The organism is Rhodoferax koreense, assembly GCF_001955695.1.
In the GTDB taxonomy this organism is placed as follows: Bacteria; Pseudomonadota; Gammaproteobacteria; order Burkholderiales; family Burkholderiaceae_C; genus Rhodoferax_B; species Rhodoferax_B koreensis.
In genome coordinates, this window is record NZ_CP019236.1 from 2,451,600 (window position 1) to 2,477,183 (window position 25,584).

24 protein-coding genes are annotated in these 25,584 nt (G+C 66.5%); 4 read left to right on the forward strand and 20 right to left on the reverse strand.

Features of this window, described 5'->3' with window-relative positions:
• Nucleotides 1-14: 14 nt before the first annotated feature.
• Nucleotides 15-650 (reverse strand): response regulator transcription factor, encoded by a 636-nt coding sequence (locus RD110_RS11625; RefSeq protein ID WP_076199613.1) that lies wholly within the window; start codon nucleotides 648-650, stop codon nucleotides 15-17.
• Nucleotides 647-2,023 (reverse strand): cache domain-containing protein, encoded by a 1,377-nt coding sequence (locus RD110_RS11630; RefSeq protein WP_204250054.1) that lies wholly within the window; start codon nucleotides 2,021-2,023, stop codon nucleotides 647-649. Before RD110_RS11630 ends, RD110_RS11625 begins: the two co-directional genes overlap by 4 nt.
• 159 nt (nucleotides 2,024-2,182) lie before the next feature.
• Here RD110_RS11630 and RD110_RS11635 point away from each other — a divergent pair, with 159 nt between their 5' ends.
• On the forward strand, nucleotides 2,183-4,249 hold the full coding sequence (locus RD110_RS11635; RefSeq protein WP_076204831.1) for a carbon starvation CstA family protein: 2,067 nt from the start codon (nucleotides 2,183-2,185) through the stop codon (nucleotides 4,247-4,249).
• 11 nt (nucleotides 4,250-4,260) lie between these two features.
• Nucleotides 4,261-4,461 carry a YbdD/YjiX family protein gene (locus tag RD110_RS11640; RefSeq protein ID WP_076199615.1) on the forward strand — a complete coding sequence of 67 codons (201 nt, stop codon included), beginning with the start codon at nucleotides 4,261-4,263 and terminating at the stop codon, nucleotides 4,459-4,461.
• A gap of 6 nt (nucleotides 4,462-4,467) precedes the next feature.
• On the opposite strand, the gene RD110_RS11645 is transcribed toward RD110_RS11640, so the two are convergent.
• The 18 genes from RD110_RS11645 to RD110_RS11725 all read right to left on the reverse strand — a co-directional run bounded on the left by RD110_RS11645 (nucleotide 4,468) and on the right by RD110_RS11725 (nucleotide 23,103).
• On the reverse strand, nucleotides 4,468-5,754 hold the full coding sequence (locus RD110_RS11645) for an aspartate carbamoyltransferase (RefSeq protein WP_076199617.1): 1,287 nt from the start codon (nucleotides 5,752-5,754) through the stop codon (nucleotides 4,468-4,470).
• 61 nt (nucleotides 5,755-5,815) lie between these two features.
• A complete protein-coding gene (locus tag RD110_RS11650; RefSeq protein ID WP_076199619.1) occupies nucleotides 5,816-6,199 on the reverse strand; it encodes a VOC family protein in 384 nt (127 codons plus the stop codon).
• Between the two features lie 176 nt (nucleotides 6,200-6,375).
• Nucleotides 6,376-6,546, reverse strand: a complete 171-nt coding sequence (locus RD110_RS28340; RefSeq protein ID WP_204250055.1) for a hypothetical protein — start codon at nucleotides 6,544-6,546, stop codon at nucleotides 6,376-6,378.
• 90 nt (nucleotides 6,547-6,636) lie between these two features.
• A complete protein-coding gene (locus tag RD110_RS11655) occupies nucleotides 6,637-7,167 on the reverse strand; it encodes a class IV adenylate cyclase (RefSeq protein WP_076199621.1) in 531 nt (176 codons plus the stop codon).
• Nucleotides 7,168-7,252: 85 nt separating this feature from the next.
• Nucleotides 7,253-7,753: a hypothetical protein gene (locus tag RD110_RS27960; RefSeq protein ID WP_157900160.1), complete on the reverse strand. Its 501-nt coding sequence runs from the start codon at nucleotides 7,751-7,753 to the stop codon at nucleotides 7,253-7,255.
• Between the two features lie 141 nt (nucleotides 7,754-7,894).
• On the reverse strand, nucleotides 7,895-9,031 hold the full coding sequence (gene dnaJ / locus RD110_RS11665; protein ID WP_076199625.1) for a molecular chaperone DnaJ: 1,137 nt from the start codon (nucleotides 9,029-9,031) through the stop codon (nucleotides 7,895-7,897).
• A gap of 86 nt (nucleotides 9,032-9,117) precedes the next feature.
• Nucleotides 9,118-11,103, reverse strand: a complete 1,986-nt coding sequence (gene dnaK / locus RD110_RS11670; protein ID WP_076199627.1) for a molecular chaperone DnaK — start codon at nucleotides 11,101-11,103, stop codon at nucleotides 9,118-9,120.
• Nucleotides 11,104-11,257: 154 nt separating this feature from the next.
• The gene (grpE, locus tag RD110_RS11675) at nucleotides 11,258-11,821 is read right to left on the reverse strand and encodes a nucleotide exchange factor GrpE (protein WP_076199629.1); all 564 of its coding nucleotides are present in this window, start codon (nucleotides 11,819-11,821) and stop codon (nucleotides 11,258-11,260) included.
• A gap of 129 nt (nucleotides 11,822-11,950) precedes the next feature.
• A complete protein-coding gene (locus RD110_RS11680; RefSeq protein WP_076199631.1) occupies nucleotides 11,951-12,301 on the reverse strand; it encodes an FKBP-type peptidyl-prolyl cis-trans isomerase in 351 nt (116 codons plus the stop codon).
• Nucleotides 12,302-12,491: 190 nt separating this feature from the next.
• On the reverse strand, nucleotides 12,492-12,875 hold the full coding sequence (locus RD110_RS11685; RefSeq protein ID WP_076199633.1) for a winged helix-turn-helix transcriptional regulator: 384 nt from the start codon (nucleotides 12,873-12,875) through the stop codon (nucleotides 12,492-12,494).
• Between the two features lie 181 nt (nucleotides 12,876-13,056).
• A complete protein-coding gene (locus RD110_RS11690; RefSeq protein ID WP_076199635.1) occupies nucleotides 13,057-13,533 on the reverse strand; it encodes a MarR family winged helix-turn-helix transcriptional regulator in 477 nt (158 codons plus the stop codon).
• 35 nt (nucleotides 13,534-13,568) lie between these two features.
• Nucleotides 13,569-15,281, reverse strand: a complete 1,713-nt coding sequence (locus RD110_RS11695; protein WP_239467221.1) for a tannase/feruloyl esterase family alpha/beta hydrolase — start codon at nucleotides 15,279-15,281, stop codon at nucleotides 13,569-13,571.
• Between the two features lie 52 nt (nucleotides 15,282-15,333).
• Nucleotides 15,334-17,073, reverse strand: coding sequence for an acyl-CoA dehydrogenase family protein (locus RD110_RS11700; RefSeq protein ID WP_076199639.1), 1,740 nt, complete (start codon nucleotides 17,071-17,073; stop codon nucleotides 15,334-15,336).
• A gap of 102 nt (nucleotides 17,074-17,175) precedes the next feature.
• Complete coding sequence (locus RD110_RS11705; RefSeq protein WP_076199641.1) at nucleotides 17,176-18,171, reverse strand: Bug family tripartite tricarboxylate transporter substrate binding protein; 996 nt, start codon at nucleotides 18,169-18,171, stop codon at nucleotides 17,176-17,178.
• Between the two features lie 80 nt (nucleotides 18,172-18,251).
• Nucleotides 18,252-19,400 (reverse strand): porin, encoded by a 1,149-nt coding sequence (locus tag RD110_RS11710; RefSeq protein ID WP_076199643.1) that lies wholly within the window; start codon nucleotides 19,398-19,400, stop codon nucleotides 18,252-18,254.
• Between the two features lie 208 nt (nucleotides 19,401-19,608).
• A complete protein-coding gene (locus RD110_RS11715; RefSeq protein ID WP_076199645.1) occupies nucleotides 19,609-20,373 on the reverse strand; it encodes an SDR family NAD(P)-dependent oxidoreductase in 765 nt (254 codons plus the stop codon).
• 11 nt (nucleotides 20,374-20,384) lie between these two features.
• Nucleotides 20,385-22,259, reverse strand: a complete 1,875-nt coding sequence (locus RD110_RS11720) for a feruloyl-CoA synthase (protein ID WP_076199647.1) — start codon at nucleotides 22,257-22,259, stop codon at nucleotides 20,385-20,387.
• 52 nt (nucleotides 22,260-22,311) lie between these two features.
• Nucleotides 22,312-23,103 carry a crotonase/enoyl-CoA hydratase family protein gene (locus RD110_RS11725; RefSeq protein ID WP_076199649.1) on the reverse strand — a complete coding sequence of 264 codons (792 nt, stop codon included), beginning with the start codon at nucleotides 23,101-23,103 and terminating at the stop codon, nucleotides 22,312-22,314.
• 140 nt (nucleotides 23,104-23,243) lie between these two features.
• On the opposite strand from RD110_RS11725, the gene RD110_RS11730 reads away from it, so the two are divergent.
• Nucleotides 23,244-24,113: an amidohydrolase family protein gene (locus RD110_RS11730; RefSeq protein WP_076199651.1), complete on the forward strand. Its 870-nt coding sequence runs from the start codon at nucleotides 23,244-23,246 to the stop codon at nucleotides 24,111-24,113.
• A gap of 64 nt (nucleotides 24,114-24,177) precedes the next feature.
• Nucleotides 24,178-25,488 carry a UDP-N-acetylglucosamine 1-carboxyvinyltransferase gene (locus RD110_RS11735; protein ID WP_076199653.1) on the forward strand — a complete coding sequence of 437 codons (1,311 nt, stop codon included), beginning with the start codon at nucleotides 24,178-24,180 and terminating at the stop codon, nucleotides 25,486-25,488.
• The last annotated feature ends 96 nt before the right edge of the window (nucleotides 25,489-25,584 follow it).

Genomic DNA, 25,584 nt, shown 5'->3' on the forward strand with positions numbered 1-25,584 from the left:
CCAACCGTGCCGCATCATTTCCGGCTGGCGCTGTGCTCCAGTGCGAAGCGCAGGAGGGCCGCACTGCTGTCCAGTCCGAAGCGCTGGCGGATGTTGGCGCGGTGCGCGTCCACCGTGCGCGGGTCGATGCCCAGTTGGCGTGCGATCTCCTTGCTGGTCAGGCCCTGGGCGACGAAGGCCAGCACTTCGGATTCGCGTGCGGTGAGCGCGGGCTGCTGCTGGCGCCGGTCGAGCGCACGCTTGAGTCCGGCGGGATAGTGCGTGGCGCCACGCATCACGGCCTCGATGGCCTGCACCAGTTCGGCGGCTTCGGATTCCTTGACCACGAAGCCCTGCGCACCGACATCGAAGGCCTGCAGCATGTGTTCTTCCTGCGTGGACGCGGTGAAGACGACATAACGGATCGCGGGCTGGCGCTCGCTCAGTTGGCGGATCAGCTCGATGCCGCTGGTGGGCTTCATCTGCAGGTCGGTGAGCACGATGTCGGGCTGGTGCACGTCGGCCTGCGCCAGCGCTTCCTCGGCGTTGCGCGCCTCGGCGACGACTTCGATCGGCAGCGCGAAGGCGGCCAGCAGGCTGATCAGGCTGTGCCGCACGACCGGGTGGTCGTCGACGATCAGCAGGCGGATGGGTGGGGTATTGGTGGTCACGGCTTGAGGGCGGCGGGTGGCAGCCAGACGGTCAGCTGGGTTGCGCCCGGCGCCGATTCGATCACGAAGCGGCCGCCGAGCATTTCGATGCGTTCGCGCATGTTGGTGAGGCCCAGGCCCGCGCGCACCTCGCGCAAGGCGGCCGGCACGTCGAAGCCGCGGCCATCGTCGCGCAGTCGCAGCGTGAGGCCGGCGTTGCCATGCAGCAGTTGCAGCCACACATGGCGCGCCCCCGCATGTTTTTCCACGTTGCCCAAGGCTTCCTGCGCGACGCGGAACATGGCGGTGGCCACAGCCTCGGGCATGCGCGGCAGCAGGTCCACCTGGGTCTTCACCTCGACGCCGGTGCGCGCACCGAACTCGCCGGCGGTCTGGTCGATGGCGCTGGCCAGGCCCAGATCGTCGAGCAGGGTGGGGCGCAGGCCGTGCGAGATGCGCCGCACGTCGCGCATCACGCCCTGCACCAGGCCGACGCCGTTGCGCAGGGTGTCGGCGGCCTGCGGGTTGCCGCGCTCCATCTGCAGCAGCGCTGATTCACAGACAAACTTCACCGACAGCAGCAACTGGCTGATGCCGTCGTGCAGTTCGCGCGCCACGCGCGAGCGTTCGTCCTCCTGCGATCGCACCACCTTTTGCGCCATGGCGCGCAGCTTGCCATCGGCGGCGCGTTGTTCGTACAGGTTCAGTGCCAGGCCGCCGGCGGCCACCAGCAGCAGCGCGGCCGAGGCGATGAACAGCACCTGGTTGCGTGTCAGGCGCACCGCCTCCGCGCTGGAGCGGCTGATCAGCGCCTGCGCCTCCTGCAGGTGGTCGAGGTACAGGCCGGTGCCGATCACCCAGCCCCATTCCGGCACGAGTTCCACGTAGCCCAGCTTGCGTTCCTCGCGGCCGGTGGAGGGGCGGTTCCACATGTAGTCGACGAAGCCACCGCCGGCCTGCGCCTGGCGCACCAGTTGCTGGATCATGGCCGCGCCATTGCTGTCGCGCCGGTCCCATTGGCTGCGGCCCTCGATCTCGTTCAGGCGCGGATGCATCAGGCTGTTGCCCTGCAGGTCGTAGACGAAGAAGTAGTTGTCGTTGCCGAAGTCCATGCGCCGCAGCAGTTCCAGCGCCTCGCGGCGCGCGGCCGGGTCGTGGCCGGTCTTCTCGTACAGGTGGGAGACGGCGCGCCGGCCGACCTGCACGAAATGCTGGAGTTCGTCCTTGCGCGCCTGCAGCAGGATCGGCTGCATCGCCGCCATCTGCGCCTCGGCCAGTTGCGCGGACTGCTGGCGGATCACCCACACCACCGCGCCGATGGCCAGCAGCAGCGGCACCACCGCCAGCAACAGCACCATCGACCGCAAACGCAAGCGCACACCTTGTTCAGCCATGCTTTGATTCTGGCGCATTGCGGCCCGGGGCCAACAACCCAGGGAAAACCATTACGTAATCACACGCCTTCACGCCCCGCAAGCACACCGATGCGCCGGGGCGGGCCGGTTTCGATACTCGAAACGCGCAGCTTCACCCACCACGACAACGAAGAGACCATGCAAACCCTGACCCAAAAAATCACCCGCCACGGCGTGTGGGCCCTGGTCGCGCTGACCGGCGCCGGCGCCCTCGCCACCATCGCGCTGCATCGCGGCGAAACCGTCAACGCCCTGTGGGTGGTGGTGGCAGCACTCGCCGTCTACCTCATCGCCTACCGCTACTACAGCCTGTTCATCGCCGACAAGGTGGTCTCGCTCGACGCGAAGCGCGCCACGCCGGCCATGCGCCACAACGACGGGCTGGACTACGTGCCGACCAACAAGTACGTGCTGTTCGGCCACCACTTCGCCGCCATCGCGGGCGCCGGTCCGCTGGTCGGCCCGGTACTGGCCGCGCAGATGGGTTACCTGCCAGGCATGTTGTGGATCCTGGCCGGCGTGGTGTTCGCCGGCGCGGTGCAGGACTTCCTGGTGCTGTTCATCTCCACCCGGCGCGACGGCCGCTCGCTCGGCGACCTGATCAAGTCCGAGCTCGGACCGATCCCGGGCGTGATCGCGCTGTTCGGCACCTTCATGATCATGGTGATCATCCTGGCCGTGCTGGCGCTGATCGTGGTCAAGGCCCTGGCCGACAGCCCCTGGGGCACCTTCACCGTGGGCGCGACGATTCCGCTGGCGCTGTTCATGGGCATCTACACGCGCTACATCCGGCCCGGCAAGATCGGCGAGGTGTCGGTCATCGGCTTCGTGCTGCTGATCGCCTCCATCGTCGTCGGCGGCCAGGTGGCGGCCAGCGAGACCTGGGCACCGCTGTTCACCTTCGACGGCAAGCAACTCACCTGGATGCTGATCGGCTACGGCTTCATCGCCTCGGTGCTGCCGGTGTGGCTGCTGCTGGCGCCGCGCGACTACCTGTCGACCTTCCTGAAGATCGGCGCCATCCTGGCGCTGGCCATCGGCATCGTCTTCATCGCGCCCGACCTGAAGATGCCGGCCGTGACGCGTTTCGTCGACGGTAGCGGGCCGGTGTGGGCCGGCACGCTGTTCCCCTTCCTGTTCATCACCATCGCCTGCGGCGCGGTGTCGGGCTTCCATGCGCTGATCTCCTCGGGCACCACGCCGAAGCTGCTGGAGAACGAAAAACACGCGCGCTTCATCGGCTACGGCGCGATGCTGGTCGAATCCTTCGTGGCCATCATGGCGCTGGTGGCGGCGTCCATCATCGAGCCCGGCGTCTACTTCGCGATGAACAGCCCGCTGGCCGTGCTCGGCCCCACGGCCGAGAGCGCGGCACAGGTCATCTCGCAATGGGGTTTCAGTGTCACGCCCGACATGCTGATCCAGACCGCGAAAGACGTGGGCGAAACCAGCATCATCTCTCGCGCCGGCGGCGCCCCCACGCTGGCCGTGGGCATGGCGCAGATCTTCTCGCACATGTTCGGCGGCAAGGCCATGATGGGTTTCTGGTACCACTTCGCCATCCTGTTCGAAGCGCTGTTCATCCTGACCGCGGTGGACGCGGGCACGCGTGCCGGCCGCTTCATGCTGCAGGATTTGCTTGGTACCTTCGTGCCATCGCTGAAGAAGACGGACTCGTGGATCAGCAACGGCCTGGCCACCGGCCTGTGCGTCGCAGCCTGGGGCTACTTCCTGTACCAGGGCGTGGTCGATCCGCTGGGCGGCATCAACACGCTGTGGCCGCTGTTCGGCATCTCCAACCAGATGCTGGCCGGTGTGGCGCTGACGCTGGCCACCGTGGTGCTGTTCAAGATGAAGCGCGAGCGTTTCGCCTGGGTCACGCTGCTGCCGACCGCCTGGCTGCTGGCCTGCACCATGACCGCCGGCTGGCTCAAGGTGTTCGATGCCAGCCCCAAGGTCGGCTTCCTGGCGCATGCGAACAAGTACCAGGCCGCCATCGACCAGGGCCAGCTGCTCGCGCCGGCCAAGTCGCTGGAGCAGATGCACCGCATCGTCTTCAACGACTACCTCGACGCCGGCCTGTGTGTGTTCTTCATGTTCGTCGTGGTCAGCATCGTGGCCTTCGGCACCCGGGCCTGCCTGGTGGCGCGCCGCAGCGCCAAGCCGACCACGCGCGAAGCCAGCGGCAGCATGGCCACGGCCTGAAGGGAGGCGAGATGCTCGATCAGCTTTCCGCCGTGGGCAAGTACCTGGGCCAGACCGCACGGCTGATGGTCGGCGTGCCCAACTACGACACCTATGCCGCGCACCAGCGCAGCCGGCACCCGGATGCGCCGGTGATGAGCTACGAGGAATTTTTCCGAGAGCGGCAGGAGGCGCGCTACGGCGGCAAGGGCCGGGTGGGGCGCTGCTGCTGACGGGCGTCAGAGCTCGTCGAACTCGGCATCGTCCGGCCCGACGTGCCGGGGGGAACGCCAGGCGGCATCGCGCATCGACCGCGCCACCTGGCCCTCGACCCCCATCAACACGGCGAACAGCGCCATGCGCACCGCGATGCCGTTGTCGGTCTGCCGGAAGATCGCCAGCCGCGGGTCGTGGTTCAGGTCGGTGCTGAGGTCGTTCGCACCGGGCCGGCCGTCGCGCGGCAGCGGATGCATGAGGATGGTGTCCGGTTTGCAGACCGCATCGACCAGGGCCTTGCCGACCTGGAACTCCGGCGTGTAGCCCTCGATTTCCTCGCCCTGGAAACGTTCCTTCTGGATGCGCGTGGCGTAAACCACGTCGGCGCCGCGCAGGCCTTGCTCCAGCGATGGCGTCTGCTCCACCACATGGCCGTTGCGGGCCACCAGGTCGAGCAGGTAGGCCGGCATCTCGAGCGACGGCGGGGCGATCAGCGTGAACTTCAGGCCGCGGTAGAGCGCGAGCAGCCGGATCAGCGAATGCACCGTGCGGCCGTACTTCAGGTCGCCCACCATCGCCACATGGGTGCCGTCCACCAGTTTGCCGAGCCGCGAGAATTCGCGCTGGATGGTGTAGATGTCGAGAATGGCCTGGCTCGGGTGTTCGCCCGGGCCGTCGCCCGCGTTGATTACCGGGATGTTGGTGGCCCGCGCGAATTCGGCCACCGAGCCCTGCTCGGGGTGGCGCACCACCAGCGCATCGACATAACCGCTCATGACGCGGCTGGTGTCGTAGATCGACTCACCCTTGGCCATCGACGAAAAGGTAAAGCCCGTGGTGTCGCACACCGTGCCGCCCAGCCGACAGAAGGCCGCGCCGAAACTCACGCGTGTGCGCGTGCTGGCCTCGAAGAACAGGCTGCCGAGCACCGCGCCTTCGAGCACCCGCGTCACTTTCTGGCGGCGCGCAATGGGCTGCATGGTGTCGGCCACGCGGAACAGGTCCTCCAGGCCGTCGCGGTCGAACTGGGCCACGGAGAGCAGGTGCGGCCTCCCGTCGGCGGCCATGCGCTGCGCCAGCGGCCGGTCGTCCACGCCGCCACCGGCCGCCGATGCGCCGCGGGGCGCGTTTTGCAGGATCTCGCCGACGAACTTGCTCACCATGTCCGGCATGCTGCGCGACTCGGCCGATGCCTCCGGCAGCAGCCAGGTGTCGAGCGCGCGGCGTCGCACACCCAGCCGCTCCGAAAATGCATCGCGGGTGAGATTGAGGCGGCGCATGGCGTCGCGCAGGAAGTCCTGTTGTTGCATGGCATGAATATACGCGTTGAGGTTCTGGTATTCTACTCATTGCGTATATCCAGTTGCAATCTCACTGCATCGAGTGCAGCCCGATCATGTTGCCTTCGGTATCCACCACGAGGGCCGCGAAGCCGTATTTGCCGATGGCGAACTTCGGTTTGGAGACCTGTCCGCCCGCAGCGGCGACCCGGCCGGCTTCAACCGCGCAGTCCTGGCACATGAAGTAGACAATCACGCTGCTGCCTCCGCCGGACGGTCCGCCCTGCATCTTCACTAACGCACCCGAACAGCCATGGCTGTCGTCCATCGGGCCGGGGAAGGCGATGAGTTCGATCGATGGGTCAGGGCTTTCCAGTGGTTCGAGCTGGAAGGCGAAGACCTTCTCGTAGAAGGCCTTGGCGCGTGGCAGGTCCTGCACGTAGATTTCGAACCAGCCGACAGGTTTGTTTTGCATGGGAGTCTCCGCATGGGTTGCTGGAAGGCCGGGCTGGACTTCCTGTCACCACGACGAACGGCGGCATGCCAGATCGACACCGGGCCGGCATTTCCTACCCGAAAGCGGCATCCATGCGAAGAAAAACCCGACCGCCTCCGAAGAAGCGGCCGGGTTTGCGCGGGACGACAGTCCGTTCAGGACGGGTCTTTGGCCCGGGTCTTGGACACCGCGCTGAAGATGCCGATGCCCAGCAGGATCAGGGTGCCGATGCCGATGTAGAGGTGCGGCACGCCGGCCACGACGGCAGCCCAGACCACGCCGCCGAGAAAGAGCGCGAAACCGAGCATGTAGAGTGCGAATGACATGGTGGTCCTCCAGTAATGTGATGGCGGAGTATTGAGCCCGGTGCGGCGCCGGTGTATCGGGAAGAGTCGCCGATGTGCGTCGGTGGCCGCCTACCGTTTCTCCGCGCGCGGGTTCGCAGGCAAGAGGTCCACGTAGGCTTTGTCCACCAGATCGGCGCGGCTGATGCCGAGGGCGGTCATCAAATGGTGCGCTTCTTGAATACCAGCAATTTCAGCCTCGTCCTCGCGCAATACCACTTCAAGCTCCATGAAATCGCCGAGTCCTTGAACATGGTCGATGTGCACCCGGGTACGCCCAACTAAGTACAGCGTTCGGTTCTTGATCACCCGACCCGCTACACCGTACGCCAATGAAAGTGTGTGGCGCAACTGGTCGGCATCTGGGGTGGGCGCAAGGTCGTAAAAGGATGTCTTGGGTCCATCGGCATTGGCCCTGCGGTAGAAGATGAGTTCGCCGCTGCCATCGGCAAATGCACGAAGTTTCAGACGGCCGTTTTCGCATCCGAAGAACGTGTCGTCCTGGGCAATCATCGTCGGGCCGGACGTTGCCAGGCTCGCGGCCTTCGCCATGAGCGCCGCAGCGTCTGAAACCGCTGCCTTGATTTCGATGTTACGGGACATGGCGTCTCTGAGCGATGTAAATGATTAAAGGAAGAATCTTTTCGTCACGCGTGCGTAGACACCGGGTGACCGAGCTTGGGCCTCCTCATTTGCGCTGCGTGAATCCGGCTGGCAATTCCGGCGGTCCGGGGTCATACATGTTGACGAAGAGAAAAACATCCTCGCTCGTACCGTCGACGCGAACGCGATAGATGTCGAGTAGTCCACCACCTGCAAACGGCGAATTGGCGGTCTGGAAGTCACAGCACGCACCCAGTCGTTCGTAAGTGATGGGTTCGCCGTTGGGCCCTCGCAGCGCATTGAGGTACTGGATGTGGAAGACTGCGCTCGAGCGTGGCCCGACTCGGATCGCCGATTCTTTGGCGAAGCCGTATTTCGGATCGCTGGCGACTCGCATCGGCGGTCTCCAATATGGCGATGCGGAGTCGCTTCGGCCGTTGGGAATGCGTTTGCCGTCCTTGAGGGTGACTGAGACAATCGGAGGCAGCGCTACCGCGGTGGCAGGCGATGGCGGCTTCGTCTGACACGCGGACAAGCCTGCGGCGATAACCGCAAGAAACAATGATTTGAAAAATACTGTATGCATCGTTGATTTGTCGAATGAATGTATCGACACCGATGCTACGTCCGGTGCTTCCAAATTCGACCGGTGCCTCCATCAAAAAATCCCGGCTCCTTTTCCAAGGAGTCGGGATTTTTCAATCCAGCTTCAGCGCCGTTCAGCTTCTCAGGCGCTGAAAAACTTCTTCAAGCGATCCGTCCAGCTCTCGCCCGTCGGCGAGTGTTTCCCACCGCCTTTTTTCAGCGACTCTTCCAGCTCGCGCATCAGCTTGCGCTGGTGCTCCGTCAGCTTCACTGGCGTTTCCACCGTGATGTGGCAGTACAGGTCGCCGGGGTAGCTGTCGCGCACGCCTTTGATGCCCTTGCCGCGCAGGCGGAACTGCTTGCCGGCCTGGGTGCCTTCGGGGATGTCGATGGCCGCCTTGCCGGCCAGCGTCGGCACTTCGATCTCGCCGCCCAGGGCGGCGGTGATGAAGCTCACCGGCACCGAGCAGTGCAGGTCGCCGCCATCGCGCTCGAAGATGTCGTGCTTCTTCAGGCGGATCTCGATGTACAGGTCGCCCGAGGGGCCGCCATTCGAGCCGGGTTCGCCGTTGCCGACGCTCCTGATGCGCATGCCGTCGTCGATGCCGGCGGGGATCTTCACCTCCAGCGTCTTCTGCTTCTTGATCTTGCCCTGGCCTGCGCACGCGACGCAGGGCTCGGGAATGATCTTGCCCGCGCCGCGGCAGGTGGGACAGGTCTGCTGCACGCTGAAGAAGCCCTGGCGCATCTGCACCGTGCCCGCGCCCGAGCAGGTCGTGCAGGTCTTGGCCTGGGTGCCGGGCTTGGCGCCGGTGCCGTGGCAGACGTCGCAGCTGTCCCAGGTGGGGATGCGGATCTGCGCATCCTTGCCGCGCGCGGCTTCCTCGAGCGTGATCTCCATCGCGTAGCTCAGGTCGCTGCCGCGGAACACCTGGCGGCCGCCGCGCGCACCGCCGCGTGCCTGGCCGAACATGTCGCCGAAGATGTCGCCGAAGGCTTCGGCGAAGCCGCCGAAACCTTCCTGGCCCGGGCCGCCGCGCATGTTCGGATCGACGCCCGCATGGCCGTACTGGTCGTAGGCCGCGCGTTTCTGCGGGTCCGACAACATCTCGTACGCCTCCTTGGCGTCCTTGAACTTCTCTTCCGCCACTTTGGCCGCGTCACCCTGGTTGCGGTCGGGGTGGTGCTTCATCGCCAGCTTGCGATAAGCCTTCTTGATTTCTTCCTCGCCGGCATTCTTGGGAACACCGAGGATTTCGTAATAGTCTCTTTTGGACATGGTTTAGCAGGGGCAGGTTGGAACACAAACGCCGCGTTGAAGCACCCGAGGTGCTCCAACGCGGCGACGAGGGCGTGGTCCCGGGCTCAGCCCTTCTTGACTTCCTTGACCTCGGCGTCCACCACGTTGTCGTCGGCGGCACCATGCGCTTGTGCACCACCAGCAGACTCCGTGCCAGCCTGGCCACCCGCAGAGCCTGCACCGGACGGGCCGGCGCCCGGGGCACCGCCTTCGGCCGCAGCCTTGGCTTGCATGTCGGCGTACATCTTCTCGCCGAGCTTCTGGCTCACGGTCTGCAGCGCCGTGTTCTTGGCTTCGATCGCAGCCTTGTCGTCACCCTTGAGGGCTTCTTCCAGGTCCTTGATCGCGGCTTCGATGGCGGTCTTCTCGCCGGCGTCGATCTTGTCGCCGTATTCGGTCAGGTTCTTCTTGACGCTGTGCACGTTGGCTTCGCCCTGGTTGCGGGCCTGCACCAGCTCGAGCTTCTTCTTGTCGTCGGCCGCATTGAGTTCGGCGTCCTTCACCATCTTCTGGATTTCCTCTTCCGACAAGCCGGAATTGGCCTTGATGGTGATCTTGTTTTCCTTGCCCGTGCCCTTGTCCTTCGCGCCGACGTGCAGGATGCCGTTGGCGTCGATGTCGAACGACACTTCGATCTGCGGCGTGCCGCGTGCGGCCGGCGGAATGCCTTCGAGGTTGAATTCGCCCAACAGCTTGTTGGCCGAGGCGATCTCGCGCTCACCCTGGAACACCTTGATGGTCACGGCCGGCTGGTTGTCGTCGGCGGTGGAGAAGGTCTGCGCGAACTTCGTCGGAATCGTGGTGTTCTTGGTGATCATCTTGGTCATCACGCCGCCCAGGGTTTCGATGCCCAGGGAGAGCGGGGTGACGTCGAGCAGCAGCACGTCCTTGCGGTCGCCGGAGAGCACCTGGCCCTGGATGGCGGCGCCGACGGCCACGGCTTCGTCGGGGTTCACGTCCTTGCGCGGATCGCGGCCGAAGAATTCCTTGACCTTGTCCTGCACCTTGGGCATGCGGGTCATGCCGCCGACCAGGATCACGTCATGGATGTCGGCCACCGACACGCCGGCGTCCTTGATCGCGGTGCGGCAAGGGGCGATGGTGCGTTCGATCAGCTCTTCCACCAGGGCTTCGAGCTTGGCGCGGCTGAGCTTGATGTTCAGGTGCTTCGGACCGGATGCATCGGCCGTCACGTAGGGAAGGTTGATGTCGGTCGAGGCGCTGTTCGAGAGTTCGATCTTGGCCTTTTCGGCGGCTTCCTTCAGGCGCTGCAGGGCCAGCACGTCCTTGGACAGGTCGACGCCTTGTTCCTTCTTGAACTCGGCGATGATGTAGTCGATGATGCGCTGGTCGAAGTCTTCGCCGCCCAGGAAGGTGTCGCCGTTGGTGGACAGCACTTCGAACTGCTTCTCGCCATCGACGTCGGCGATCTCGATGATGGACACGTCGAACGTGCCGCCGCCCAGGTCATACACCGCGATCTTGCGGTCGCCTTTTTCCTGCTTGTCCAGGCCGAAGGCCAGGGCCGCGGCGGTGGGCTCGTTGATGATGCGCTTGACGTCGAGGCCGGCGATGCGGCCGGCGTCCTTGGTGGCCTGGCGCTGGGCGTCGTTGAAATACGCCGGCACGGTGATGACGGCTTCGGTGACGGCTTCGCCGAGGTAGTCTTCGGCGGTCTTCTTCATCTTGCGCAGGATGTCGGCGCTGACCTGCTGGGCGGAAATCTTGGTGCCGCGCACTTCGACCCAGGCATCGCCATTGTCGGCGGCCACGATCTTGTAGGGCATCAGGTCGATGTCCTTCTGCACTTCCTTCTCGGTGAACTTGCGGCCGATCAGGCGCTTGACGGCATACAGCGTGTTCTTCGGGTTGGTCACGGCCTGGCGCTTGGCGCTGGCGCCCACCAGCACTTCACCGTCTTCCTGGTACGCCACGATCGACGGCGTGGTGCGCGCGCCTTCCGAGTTCTCGATGACCTTGGGCGTGTTGCCCTCCATCACGGACACACAGCTGTTGGTCGTGCCCAAGTCGATACCGATGATTCTTCCCATTTGCTACTCCTGCTATTTTTGAAAAATTGATTGGGCGCCTGCCTTGGCAACCCATGTGTTCAACGTGTGGATAACTTCTGCGGATTCAAGGCCCGGTTGCGCCGCTTTTTTGCCTGTTTTGGACCTGCAGCCCGCTTTTGCCGGCCGTTTTGCCTTATTTCGGCGCGCTGACCGTGACCAGCGCGGGCCGCAGCACGCGTTCGGAAATCAGGTAACCCTTTTGCAGCACGGTCACCACGGTGTTGGCTTCCTGTTCGGCGGGCACCACGCTGATGGCCTGGTGCTGGTGCGGATCGAACTTGGTGCCCGGTGCCGGGTCGATGGCGATGACCTTGTTGCGTTCGAGCGCGCTCTTCAACTGGCGTAGCGTGGCTTCGGCGCCCTCGCGGATCTGCTCGATGCTGCCGTCCTTGATGGCCAGGCCGGCTTCCAGGCTGTCGGCCACCGGCAGCAGGCTTTCGGCGAAGCTTTCCACGCCGTACTTGCGGGCCTTGGAGACTTCTTCCTCGGCGCGGCGGCGGGCGTTCTCGGCATCGGCCTTGGCGCGCAGGAACTGGTCGGCCAGATCGGCGCTCTTGGCCTTGAGCGCGGCGAGCTCGGCCTGCGCCTGTGCCAGGGCTTCTACGTCGTTGGCGGCCTGGGCTGCTTCGAGTTCTTCGGGGCTCGGGGCGCCGCTCAGAGGCTGCTGCTGGTAGGGGTTGGGTGTGTGTTCGGACATGCTCGTGATCGGATGTGGTCGAAAAGTTGTAACGCTAACGGCGAAAGCTGGGGCCAGCCCCATGGTTTTTCAAGGGGCTGTACGCATTTCTGGCGATACGAAGGCGTTCCCGCGGGACGCCTTCCGCGTTCACTTGACGGCGAGCAGGTCGACGTCGAACTTCAGCGTCGCGTTCGGCGGAATCACGCCGCCGGCGCCGCGCGCGCCATAACCGAGCGCGGCGGGGATGATCAGGGTGCGCGAGCCGCCCACCTTCATGCCGGCCACGCCTTCGTCCCAGCCCTTGATGACCATGCCCGCGCCCAGCGAAAACACGAACGGGTCGTTGCGGTCCTTGCTGGAGTCGAACTTGGCGCCCTGCACGCCGTCGTTGTAGAGCCAGCCGGTGTAGTGCACCGTCACGCTCTGGCCTTTGGCGGCCTCGGCGCCGTCGCCGACTTTGGTGTCTTCATACTGCAGGCCGGAAGGGGTGGTGGTCATGTGGATTCCTTGGTGAAACGGTTTTGTTTGCTATGCAATTAATAGCTGGAAGCGCTCGGCGGACGTGCGCTCGAGGCGGGAAAGTTCTGAAAAAGCCGCTGAATTATGCCAGCAGGTGCCGCCGCCATGAAAAAAGGACAGGCGGGCCTGTCCTCGGTGGCTTCGTCTGCCGGGCGGGCGGCCAGGCCGGTTACTCGGATGCCTGCGCCGGCGGCTGCGCCGCTTTGCTCACGGCTGGCTCCGCCGGTTTCTCGGCCGCCTTGGCCGCGTTCTTCTTCGCCTGGGCCACGACCCATTTGCCGGCGAAGGCCTGCAGGTCGTTCAGGCGCTTGAGCAGGTCCGTGCCCGAAGGCGTGAGGATGTAGCCGTCGCTGCCGTGCGTCAGCAGCTCGGCCTCACGCAGTTCCTTGATGCGAGTGTTGAGCGTGTTCGGCGTGATGCCGCCCACGCTGTCCTGCAGCAGGCGGAAGGTCTGCGGATGCCCGTCGCGCAGCGACCACAACACGCGCAGTGCGTAGCGTGCTTCCAGCAGCGCCAGTAGCTGGTGGATGGCGACATTTTCCTTGGAACCCATGACGTGCTCTCCTCGATGCGTTGTTTGATTTGGAAGGGCTCGGCCCGTGTTCCCCGCGTCCGGCGGCCCGGGCCGCGTGGACGATCGGCGACTATATCGCAATTTTCATTCTGCTACTAGTTTCATAGCAGTTGGCGTAACCCATGCGTACGATGCTGCGGCGGCAACCTGGGGGTGCAGGTCAACGGTAAATCTTCTGCAGCAGGCGCATCAGCGTCTTGCGCTCGGTGGCGGTCAGCCGCGCCGTGGCCTCTTCCTCGAGCTCGGCGGCCGTGACCTCGGCCTGCGCCACCAGTGCCTGGCCAGCCGGGCTCAGGTGCAGGCCGGTGGCGCGGCGGTCGCTGGGGTGCGGCAGCCGCTCGATCAGCTCGCGTTTCTCCAGTGCGCCGATGATGGCCACCAGGTTGGGCGGCAGCACGCCGAGCGTGCCGCACAGCTGGCGCGAGGTGATGCCCGGGTTGCGCGAGATCAGCGACAGCACCGAGAAATCGACGATGCGCAATTCATACACGGCCATGCGCCGCATGAAATGTTCGACGATGGTCAGCGAGGCACGGCGGGCGTTGTAGCCCATCAGGGTTTCGAGAAAACTGGTGTCCACCGTCTCGACGGCGGCGAGCGGCGGGGTTGGCGGGGGCGTGTGCGAAATGGCAGGCATGGCGGGATTGTGCCGCCATGCCCGGCGGCGTTGCGCTACTGGCAGCTGAAGCTGGCCGCGCTTTCGATGTCGCCCGTTCCCTTGTAGCGCGCCACCTTCGGATAGGCGCACAGCGGCCGGCTGCGCGTGGCCGACCAGGTGGCGGGGAGGTCGGCATTCACGGCCACGGCATTGCCGGCGCCGCGTGCGTTGGCCACCACGCTGTCGGGCGCCTGGCCCTGCTCGACCCAGTTGACCAGCGGTGTCAGCATGTCGAACTGGTCGGTGGCCGGTCCGCCGGAGCAGTGGTTCATGCCGGGCACGCGGTAGAAGCGCGAGAAGTTGCCGGCGTCGCCGCCGTTGTTCCCACGCAGCGTGTCGTACCAGGCCGTGGTGTCGTCGCTCGAGAAGATCGGGTCGGCCGTGCCGTGGTAGACCATCATCTTCGCGCCGCGGTTCTTCAGCTTGGAAAGCTCGCTCGGGTTGGGCGGCAGCATGAACGACAGGGCCGATTCGGTGTAGACCGCATTGGTGGCCGCCACGCGCGCGAGCAGCGTGTCGATGTTGGCGGTCAGCGTGAAGTTCGGGCCGTTGAAGGTGGCCGGGTCTTCCGGCGGCACCGGCCAGATGATGCCCGCGCCACCGGAATCCAGGTTGAGCGAGTTGCTGAACTTCCACACGCCCCAGCCGTTGGGCGACAGCCCGTTGTCGTACGGGAAGCTGGCGTAGAACCTGTTGCCCGCGGCATTGCGCGCGCCCGCGAACAGGCCGCCGATGGCGGTCTTCTGCGCGGCGCTCAGGCAACTGCCGTTGCGCGCGCCGGTGCAGGTGGGCACGTCGCGGTCGAGGTTGAAGGCGGCCTGGCAGGCGCCGGTGTCCTGCACCAGGCCGTCGGTCGCGCCATCGAGTGCGTCGCACTTGCCGAGCACCGCGTCCGACACCAGCTTGCGCTCGGCGGTGGTGAAGCCTGTGGAGAGGTCGCCCGGCGTGGTGGCCAGGGCGGCGTATTTCTGCGCACCGGCCATGTTGGCGATGGCCGCCAGCGGCAGGCGAAAGCCCGGGTCGCCGACGAGAAAGCCGTCGTACTGGTCGGCATACCGGGCGGCCGCCACCATGGCGTGGCGCCCGCCGTTGGAGCAGCCGCCGAAGTAGGAGCGGTCGGGCGCCTTGCCATAGGCGGTCTGGATGGCGCTCTTGGCCATCGGCGTGAGCTTGGCCACGGCCTGGTAGCCGTAGTCGAGCCGGGCCTGCGGATCGATACCGAAGAACGGGCCCTGCGAGGCCGCATGGCCGGCGTCGGAGCTGATCACGGCGAAGCCCATGTTCAGCGCATTGGTCGGCCCGCTGCCGCCGTTGACGGCGCCCGTGGCCGTGACCACGCTGCCGTCGATGCCGCCGTTGGCCTGGTAGAAGAAGCGGCCGTTCCAGTTGCGTGGCAACCGCATCTCGAAGCCGATGGCATAGCTCACGCCGTCGATCGGGCCGACGCGCTCGTACATGCGCCCGGTCACCCGGCAGTGCGCGCCGACGGGCTGGCCGGCCACCGTCAGCGTGCCGGCGGCCACGTCGGTGGCGGCGGTGATCCGGGTATTGGGAAAGCTGATCTTGCTGGCCAGGTCGCTGCAGGACAGCAGGCTGGCCGGCACGGCGGCCGAAAGCTGGGGCAGGGGCGGTGGCCCGTCCGAGCCGCCGCAGGCGGCCAGCAGCGCGGTGGGCAGCGTGGCCGCCAGCGCAAGTTTGGCCCAGGGCCGGGGTGGGTTGCGGTGCATCTTCATGTCTCCTCTTTCTTGGTGGTGAACGGGATGTCTGAGTTTGGGAAATTCAGGTCGTGGCGGCATGGCGGGGTGCGGCCATCCGCTGGCGGATGAGCGCCAGGCGCATGTCGAGTTCGGGCAGCACCCGGGTTCGGAAGGCCAGGGCCGGCGCCTGCCAGCGCGGGTCTTCGGCGGCGGACTTCGCCGCGATCTGCGCCCACGCCCAGCCCAGCAGCACCAGGGCCACCGCGCGCAGGTAGTCGTCGGCCACGGCATGGGGCAGGGCGGGGTCGGCCGCCTCGGCGGTGCAGGCCGCGCACAGCGTGGTGGTGAGGTAGCGCAGCTCGGCCAGGCGGCGCAGCACCTCGGCATCGAAATCCCGGCCGGCATCGAGCGCGGGGCGCAGGTCGACCAGCAAGGCGCCGAGCGCCTGGCCGCCATCGGGCAGGACCTTGCGCAGCAGCAGGTCGATCGCCTGGATCTCGTTCGTGCCTTCGTAGATCATGCTGACCCGCGCGTCGCGCACGATCTGCTCGATGCCCCACTCGCGCACGTAGCCGTGGCCGCCGAACACCTGCAGGCATTCGCTCGCGCCGAGGAAGGCCTGCTGCGTCCAGGCGGCCTTGAGCACCGGCGTGACCAGGCTGCACCAGCGCTGGGCCTCGTCGCGGCGGCGGCTGTCGGGATGGTGCCGCGCCGCGTCGAGCAGCAGGCCGGTGCGGTAGGCCAGCAGCCGGCCGCCGTCGATCCAGGCGCGCTGCACGTCGAGGAGACGGCGCATGGCCGGATGCTCGACGAGAAGGTCGGCGGACGCGTTGCCGCGCGATGCCGGTGGCAGGCCCGGCGCACGCATCTGCCGCCGTTCGTGCGCATACGCGTCAGCCTTCTGCCAGGCCGCGTCGAGCAGGCCGATGCCCTGCAGCGCCACGTGCAGCCGGGCCGCGTTCATCATCACGAACATGGCGTTCAGGCCGGCGCCAGGGGCGCCGATCGGCCAGCCCGTGGCCGCGTCGAATCGCATCACGCAGGTCGGGCTGCCATGCAGGCCCATCTTTTCCTCGATGCGTTCGCAGGCCACGCCGTTGCGGCGGCCGTCCGGCAGGATCTTGGGCACCAGGAACAGCGACAGGCCCTTCGGTCCGGCCGGCGCACCGGGCAGGCGGGCCAGCACCAGGTGCAGGATGTTGTCGGTGAGGTCGTGTTCGCCGCCCGAGATGAAAATCTTCGTGCCGCTGATGCGGTGTTCGGTGTCGACGTCCGTCGGCACGGCCTGGGTGCGCACCAGCCCGAGGTCGCTGCCGGCCTGCGGCTCGGTGAGGCACATGGTGGCCAGCGATTCGCCGCTGGCGATCTGCCCGAGATAACACGCCTTGAGTGCGTCGCTGCCATGGTGCTTCAGGCATTCGTAGGCGCCATGCAGCAAGCCGGGGGCCATGGTCCAGCCGTGGTTGGCCGCGCTGAGCCACTCGTACAGCACACCTTCCAGCACCCAGGGCAGTCCTTGGCCGCCATCCGCTTCTGCGCAGGCCAGCGCGGGCCAGCCGGCCGCCACGAAGGCGCGGTACGCTTCGCGGAAGCCGGGCGGTGTGGTGACCGTGCCGGCTTCCCAGCGGCAGCCGACCTCGTCGCCCTGGCGGTTCAAGGGCGCCACCACCTCGGCGACGAACTTGCCGGCTTCCTCCAGCACCTGTGCCATCAGGGGCTGGTCGGCATCGGCGAGGCCCTCGAGCGCCGCCAGCTGACGCGGGGCGTGCAGCACGTCGAACAGCAGGAAGCCGGTGTCGGCAGGGTGGGGACGGTAGGACATGGTGGTATCGCGGAGCCCTTCGACAGGCTCAGGCCCTTCGACGGGCTCAGGATGATCGGAATGCCCTTCGACAAGCTCAGGGCGAACGGGATGGGTGGTGCGTCAGGATTCAGCCGTGAAACCGATCTGTTTCACCAGCGGGCCCCAGCGTTCATATTCCGCCTGCTGGTCGGCCGCCATGTCCTGCGCGGTCGTGCCGTGGGCCACCAGGCCGACCAGTGCCAACGCGTCGATGACGCTCTTGTCCTTCAGGGCCTGGTTGATGGCGGCGTTGGCGCTGGCCAGGGTGGCGGCGGGCGTCTTGGCCGGGGCATAGAAGCCGAACCATTCCTCGGACGTCACGTCCGGGTAGCCGAGTTCGGTGAAGGTCGGCACATCGGGCAGGTAGGGCGAACGCTTCTTGCCCGAGGTGGCCAGCACCCGCACGCGGCCGGCCTTCATGTACTGCAGGTAGTCGCCGCTCGGGTTCATGGCCGCGGCGATCTGGCCGCCTACCAGGTCGGTGATGCTGGGTACCGTGCCGCGGTAGGGCACGTGCTTGAGTTCCACGCCGGAGCGCATGCCCAGCAGCGCGCCGAGCAGGTGCGGCATCGAGCCCGCGCCCGGCGTGCCGTAGCTGGCCTTGTCGGGGTTGGCCTTGGCCCAGGCCAGGAACTCGGGCAGCGTGGTCACGCTGGCGGGCACCAGCGGGCCGACGGCCAGGCCGTGGAACATGATGGCACCGATCGACACCGGCACCACGTCGGCGGGCTTGTAGCTGAGCTTGGGGTAGATGTACGGGTAGACGGACAGCGCCGACACCGGCGCCAGCGTGAGCACCGAGCCGTCCGGCGGCGCGACCTTCAGGCTTTCCACGGCGATGCGGCCACCCGCGCCGGGCTTGTTCTCCACATAGCCGGGGTTGCGCGTGTAGGCCGTGCCGCCGATTTTTTCGGCCACGCGGCGCGCCACGCTGTCGCCCGCGCTGCCGGCGGGGAAGCCGTAGTAGATCTTGACCTGGTCCAGCGGCAGGCCCTGCGCGCGGGCGGCCAGCGGCGACAGCGCGGCCAGCGCGGCGGCGCTGCCCAAGGTTTGGATGAAGTGGCGACGGTGGTTCATGGGTTTTGCTCCTGTATCGATAGCCGTCAGCGCAAGTGGGTATTGCGCTGAAGCAAGGTCTGATGCTTATTTGTTTGGGGTCAGAACGTGTGGCGGATGCCGAAATTCACGCCGCTCTGCGACGAGCCCGCGGCCGGGTTGCTGCCGGCGGCACCGCCGCTGACGGACACGGCCGAGAGGCGGTCGTTGCGGATGTGGCCGACCTGGCTGTAGACGGTGGTGCGCTTCGACAGGCTGTAGACCACGCGAGCCACGTACATGGTCGCGTCGCGGTCGTCGACATTCTTGTAGCGCTGGTTCAGGTACTGGCCTTCCACCGTCAGCGCCGGTGTGATCGGGTACGAGGCGCCGATGTACCAGATGTCGCTTTTCGGCTTGACCGTGTCGCCGTCGTTGTCGCGCCGCAGCAGGCCGCCGGCGATCTTGGTGTCGCCGAGCTTGACGTAGCCGCCGAGCGCGAGGCGGTTGTCCTTCTTGCTGCTGCTGTTGAGGTTGCCGAACACCACGTCGGTGGCGCCGGTGGTGGTGCGGCCGCGCTGGCTGTCGTAGCCGAGCGAGACGCCCCAGCCCGGGGTGTCGTACTTGGCCATGGCCGACCATTGGCGGCAGGCCTGGGCGTCGGTGCCGCTTTCGCCGGGGCAGTTGGTGCCGACCGGGCTCGGTCCGGCATTCACCGTGTCGCGGCCGAAGCTGTAGCCGGCGCCGAGGTTCCAGCCGCCGAACGTGCCGCGGTAGGCCACGCTGTTGTCGGCGCGCGCGTTGGGGATGTAGGGGTCAAGCGAACCGAGTGCGTAGATGGCCGGGCCGATCAGGTCGGAATCGAGCACCGACCAGAACAGCATCGAATACTGGCGCCCGAGCGTCACGCTGCCCCACGGGCCGGCCAGGCCGACGAAGGATTGGCGGCCGAACAGCCGACCGCCCTGGCCCGAAACACCGGTGTCGGGCGCGAAGCCCATCTCCAGCGTGAAGACGCCGCGCAGGCCGCCGCCCAGGTCTTCCGTGCCGCGCATGCCGACCCGCGACGGCATCATGCCGGTGTTGCTCGGCATGCGCTGGATGCTGCCCACGCCGTTGACCTTGTTGACCACTTCGATGCCGGCATCGATGATGCCGTACAGGGTGACGGCGGAGGCCGGCGCGCCCTGCGCATGGGCGCAAACCTGGGCTGACAGGGCGGCTGCGCCGAGCAGTGCGGCGGTCCAGCGGGGGAAGTGTTGTTTGTTCATGGTGTCTCCTCGTTCCTCGTTCGGGGTTTTGGGGCAACACGCCGCCACACCGCGTAAAAGGCGGTCTTGCAGGTGTCGGGTTTTTTCATGGCCCGCGCCTCTGTTCACAGCAGGCGCGGCAGTGCCGGGGCACGCGGTTCGCGGCGGCGCGCTCGGCGCCGGCGGTTCAATCGGGGGTCAGGGTGGTCTTGGCAGGTTCATGCGTACCTCACCGAGGTGCCATTCGAAGCGCACCGTCCAGCCGGATCACTTCGCCGTTCAGGTGGCCGTTGGTGACGATGTGGCAGGCCAGTTCGGCGAATTCCGAAGGCTTGCCGAGCCGCGGCGGAAACGGGATCGATGCGGCCAAGGACTGCTGCACGGCTTCGGGCAGTTCGAGGAGCAGCGGGGTGGCGAACAGCCCTGGCGCCACGGTGCACACGCGGATGCCGTGTTGCGCCAGGTCGCGCGCCATCGGCAGCGTCATGCCCACCAGGCCGCCCTTCGATGCGCTGTAGGCCTGCTGGCCGATCTGGCCGTCGAAGGCCGCCACCGAGGCGGTGAACACCATCACGCCGCGCTCGCCGCCTTCCAGCGGATCGAGCTTGGCGCAACGCGCGGCGAACAGCCGGCTCATGTTGTAGCTGCCGACCAGGTTCACGCCGACCACCCGCGCGAAGTCTTCGAGCGGCGCGGGGCTGCCGTCCTTGCCGACCAGGCGCTTGGCGCCGCCGATGCCGGCCACGTTCATCAGGATGCGCGCCTGGCCGACGGCGCCCTCGGCTTGGTCCAACGCCGCGTTCACGCTGGCGGTGTCGGTGATGTCGCAGGCGCAGGCGACGCCGCCGATCTCGGCCGCCACCTTCTCGGCCAGCGCCTGGTTGCGGTCGAGCACCACCACCTTGGCGCCGAGCCGCGCGAGTTCGCGCGCCGTGGCTTCGCCGAGGCCCGATGCGCCGCCGGTGACGAGTGCGGTTTGTCCTTGGATTTGCATGTAGCGCGCCTTCAGGCTTGAGGTTGCAGGATGTTGGCAGCCGTGCCGTCGTGCAGCGCATCGACGAGTGCCGCGCGGTGCTTGAGGACGGCACGCTGGTTGATCGAGCCTTTGTCGGTGACCTCGCCCTTCTCGGCGGACGGCGGCTCGGCCATCAGCAGTGCGCGCGCCACGCGGCTGGCGCTGCCGGTGGATGCGCGGGCCAGTTCGTCGAGGATGGCCTGCATGCGCTGCTGCACCGGCGCGCTGGCCAGCACCTCGGCCATGCTGGCGTCGGGGCCCAGGCCGCTGACTTCGCGGCAGGCGGGCGAAGGGAAGATCAGCGCGCCGACCTCCTTCCTGTTGATGCCGGTGAGCACCGCGTCCTGGATGTAGGGCGCGCCGGCCACCACGATCTTCGCGCGCATCGGGCCCACGCTCACGAAGGTACCGGTCGAGAGCTTGAAGTCTTCGGCGATGCGGCCGTCGAATTTCAGGCCGCGGTGGATGTCGTCGGCGTTGATCCACTGCACGGCGTCGCCGGTGCGCAGGAAACCTTCCTCGTCGAAGGCCTCGCGCGTGGCCTGCTCCGAGCGCCAGTAGCCGGGCGTGACGTTGGGGCCGCGGTAGCGCACCTCGGTCTTGCCGTCCACCTCGACGAGCTTGAGCGTCATGCCCGGCACCGGCACGCCGATGTCGCCGGCGCGCACGTCGGCGCTGTTGACGAACATGGCCGATGGCGCCGATTCGGTCATGCCCAGCCCGGTGGCCATGTAGATGCGCTCGCCGAGTTCTGCTTCCTCGGTGGCATGCAGGCTGTCCCACACCGGCTGCGAGAGGCCGGCGCCGGAATAGAAGAACATGCGCAGCTTCGACAGCAGGTTCCTGCGCAACACCGCATCGGTCTTCATCGCCTCGGCGATCATCTCGAAGCCGGTGGGCACGTTGAAATACACCGTGGGTGCGATCTCGCGCAGGTTGCGCAGCGTCTCGGCGATGCCCGCGGCCGTGGGTTTGCCGTCGTCGATGTAGAGCGTGCCGCCGTGGCGCAGCGTGATGCCGAAATTGTGGTTGCTGCCGAAGGTGTGGTTCCACGGCAGCCAGTCGACGAACACCGGCGCGGCTTCGTTGAACACCGGCAGCGACTGCGCGATCTGCTGCAGGTTGGCGCACCACATGCGCTGCGTGTTGATCACCGGCTTGGGCAGCTTGGTGGAGCCGCTGGTGAACAGGAACTTGGCAATGGTGTCGGGCCGTATGGCGTGCATGGCGGCGTCGACCTTTTCCGTGGCCACGGTGTCGCGCAGATCGGCGAACCGCGTGGTGGCGCGGCCTTCGATGCGGCCTTGGCCCAGCACCACCTCCACGTTGTCATCGAGCGTGGCCAGCAAGGCCTTGCCGAAGCGTGCGCCGTCGGTGGCGTAGACCAGGCCGGGCGTGAGCGTGGCGACCACGTGGCGCAGCTTGTCGTAGTCCTGGCTGGCTGTGGCGTAGGCTGGCGTGACCGGGCAATAGGGAATGCCGGCATAGAGGCAACCGAGCGCGATCAGCCCATGTTCGATGCTGTTTTCGCTGAGGACGATCACCGGCCGCTCGGCGCTCAGGCCGCGGTCGAGCAGTGCCTCGCCGATGCTGCGTGCCGCGGTCAGCGCTTCGGCATAACTCAGGTGTTGCCAGTCACCGGTGCCGCCGCCGGGTAATTGTTCGCGTCGTGCCAGAAAAGGATGTGTGGGTTGGACTTCCGCCCAGTGCACCAGGAAATCGGTCACGCGCCGCGCGCAGGCGCCCAGCGGCAAATCGGCCTGCAGGTAACGCACACCGTCCGCGCCCTCGCGCAGGTTGACGCGGGTCACGCCGAAATTCATCGCTCGGTAGCGGGGGGCGGCGGTCGGTTTTGTCTCGTTCATTGTTTGGGGCTCGACGCGGTGGCGTGTGGGCGATGGGCGGTGAAGCGGCGGATCAGCTCTTCTTGACCTTTTCCGCGCGGCCTTCGAGGAAGTCGGCCAGCCGGTTCTTCGCCTCAGGCGCGCTCTGGGCAATGGCCGCCATCAGCGCCTCGGTCATGTAGCCCTGGTCGGCCGGTTGCTCGGCGATGCGCGGCAGCGCGTGGATCAGCGCGTAGTTGGTCAGCGGCGCGTTCTGCGCGATGCGCTTGGCGAGTTCGACGGCCTTGTCGAAGGCCGTGCCGGCGGGCACGAGGTATTGCGCCAGGCCGATGCGTTCGCCGTCCTGCGCGTTGTAGACGCGGCCGGTGAGCATCATGTCGGCCATGCGCGCCGCACCGATCAGCCGGGGGATGCGCACCGCGCCGCCGCCGCCGACGAAGATACCGCGCGAGCCTTCGGGCAGGGCATAGAAAGTCGATTCATCGGCCACGCGGATGTGGCAGGCGCTGGCCAGTTCCAGGCCGCCGCCGACCACTGCGCCGTGCAGCGCCGCCACCACCGGCACCGGGCCGTACTGCACGCGTTCGAGTGCGGCATGCCACATGCGCGAATGCTGCAGTCCGGCACCGGCGTCGCGCGACTGGAGTTCGCTGAGGTCGAGGCCGGCGCAGAAGTGCGGGCCCTCGCCGTCGATCACCGCGGCGCGCACGCTGGAGGGCAACTGCTCGAAGATGTCGCGCAGCGCGAGCACCAGGCCGTCGGACAACGCGTTGCGCTTTGCGCCGCGCGTGAGGCGCACCACGGCGACCTCCTGGTCGTCGCCGGTGATGTCGAGTTGGATGTCTTTGAAACGGTTTTGGGTCATGGGTTGATTTTCCGAATTGGATCGATTATGGTTATTGAATATAACTAGTTCAAGCGATCGCAGATGTGTTTTGGTCGGTGTTTACCCTAGACGCCGCAACGCCCGGATCGCGCTCACACTGCAAGCACACGGAGACATTCATGGACTTTGACAACCTCATCGCGATCGACATCCACACCCACGCCGAGGTAAGTTGCTGGAACCCCTTCGACAACTACGGCGAGGAGTTCGACCGCGCGGCCGACAAGTACTTCAAGAACAGCCGCCGCCCGACCATCGCCGAGACGGTGACCTATTACCGCGAACGCAAGATCGGCCTGGTGATGTTCACGGTGGACGCCGAGACGCAACTCGGCCGCCGCCGCATTCCCAATGAAGAGATCGCCGAAGCCGCGCAGGCCAACAGCGACATGATGATGGCGTTCGCCAGCATCGATCCGCACAAGGGGAAGATGGGCGCCCGCGAGGCCGAGCGGCTCATCAAGGAGCACGGCGTCAAGGGCTTCAAGTTCCATCCCACGGTGCAGGGCTACCATCCCTACGACCGCATGGCCTGGCCGATCTACGAAGTCATCAACGCGCACAAGCTGCCGGCGATCTTCCACACCGGCCACAGCGGCATCGGCAGCGGCATGCGCTGCGGCGGCGGCCTGCGCCTGGAGTACAGCAACCCGATGCACCTGGACGACGTGGCCATCGACTTCCCCGACATGCAGATCGTGATGGCGCACCCGAGTTTTCCGTGGCAGGACGAAGCGCTGTCCGTGGCCACGCACAAGCCGAATGTGTGGATCGACCTGAGCGGTTGGTCGCCGAAGTACTTTCCGAAGCAGCTGGTGCAATACGCCAACACGCTGCTCAAGGACCGTGTTTTGTTCGGCTCCGACTACCCGCTGATCACGCCCGAGCGCTGGATGAAGGATTTCGAGGAAGCCGGCTTCAAGCCCGAGGTGATGCCGGGGATCTTGAAAGGCAACGCGATGCGGCTGCTGGGCGCAACGCCGAGCTAGCCCCGGCTGGCCCGCAGGTGGACAATGGCGGCCAGTCCTCTTTGTTCACGGCTCAGCTTCGTTCATGTCCAACCTCGTCGTCCACGGCGGCACGCCACTCAACGGCCGCATCATTCCCTCGGCCAACAAAAACGCCGTGTTGCCGGTGCTCTGCGCCACACTGCTGACCAACGAGCCGCTGCGCCTGCTCGGCGTGCCCGACATCACCGACGTGCGCAAGATCCTCGACATCTTTCGCACCCTCGGCAGCGAGGTGCACATGGACCACGCCACCGGCACGCTGGAACTGCACCACCGTGAAACCGTTTTCGATGCCGCACGCCATCGGCTACCCGAGGAGATGCGCTCCTCGATCATGCTGGTGCCGCCGCTGCTCGCGCGGTTCGGTGTCGCCCGGCTCGAGGACAACGTCAAGGGCTGCACCCTGGGCGTGCGCGAGATCGACCCGCATGTCGACGTGTTCCGCCGTTTCGGCGGTGAGGTCGAGCGCACCGAAGGTTCGCTGCTCGTGCACTGTCCAGGCCGACTCACGCCCGCCAAACACTGGCTCGACTACGCGTCCGTCACCACCACCGAAAACTTCGTGTTGTGCGCCGCCACCGCCGATGGCACCTCGACGCTAACCAACGCCGCCTGTGAGCCGCATGTGCAGGAGTTCTGCCGTTTCATGGCCATGATCGGCGTGTCCATCGAAGGCATCGGCACTTCGCGGCTCACCGTGCACGGCGGCCGGCCGCTCACGGGCGGCGAGTTCCGCTTCGACGAGGACTTCCACGAGATCACCACCTTCCTGGCGCTGGGCGCGATCACCGGTGGCGACGTGGTGGTGCGCAACAGCGCGCCAGAGAACTTCCCGCTGATCGACCGCACTTTCGCCAAGTTCGGCGTGAACATCAGCCACGAAGACGGCTGGTCGCACGCCAGACTGGCCGACCCGGCCCATGGCCTGAAGGTGGAAACGCCGTTCACCCGCAATGTGTTGACCAAGGTGGAAGCCGCGCCCTGGCCGTATTTCCCGGCCGATCTGCTGCCCATCTTCATCGCGCTCGGCGTGCGCGCGCAGGGCAATGCCATGTTCTGGAACAAGGTCTACGACGGCGCGCTCGGCTGGACCGGCGAGTTGTCGAAGTTCGGCGCCCACGTGTTCTCGTCCGACCCGCACCGGCTCATCACCTTCGGCGGCCAGCCGCTGAGCCCGGCGGTGGTGGAAAGCCCCTACATCATCCGCGTGGCGATCGCGCTGTTCATGGTCGCCGCCAGCATCGACGGCCGCTCCGAGATCCGTAATGCCACGCCCATCCGGCGCGCGCATCCGGGCTTCGTCGAAAACCTGCGCAGCCTGGGCGTGCAGGTGGAGTGGACGAGCGAGGAGTGAGGAGGTGTGGGGTCAAGCTACAAACGCACCTTCCAGAAAAGTCCGGCCGCGCAGAGGCTAGGTTCCTCGAGCTGGCCTTTCCCCGAAAATTTGCGC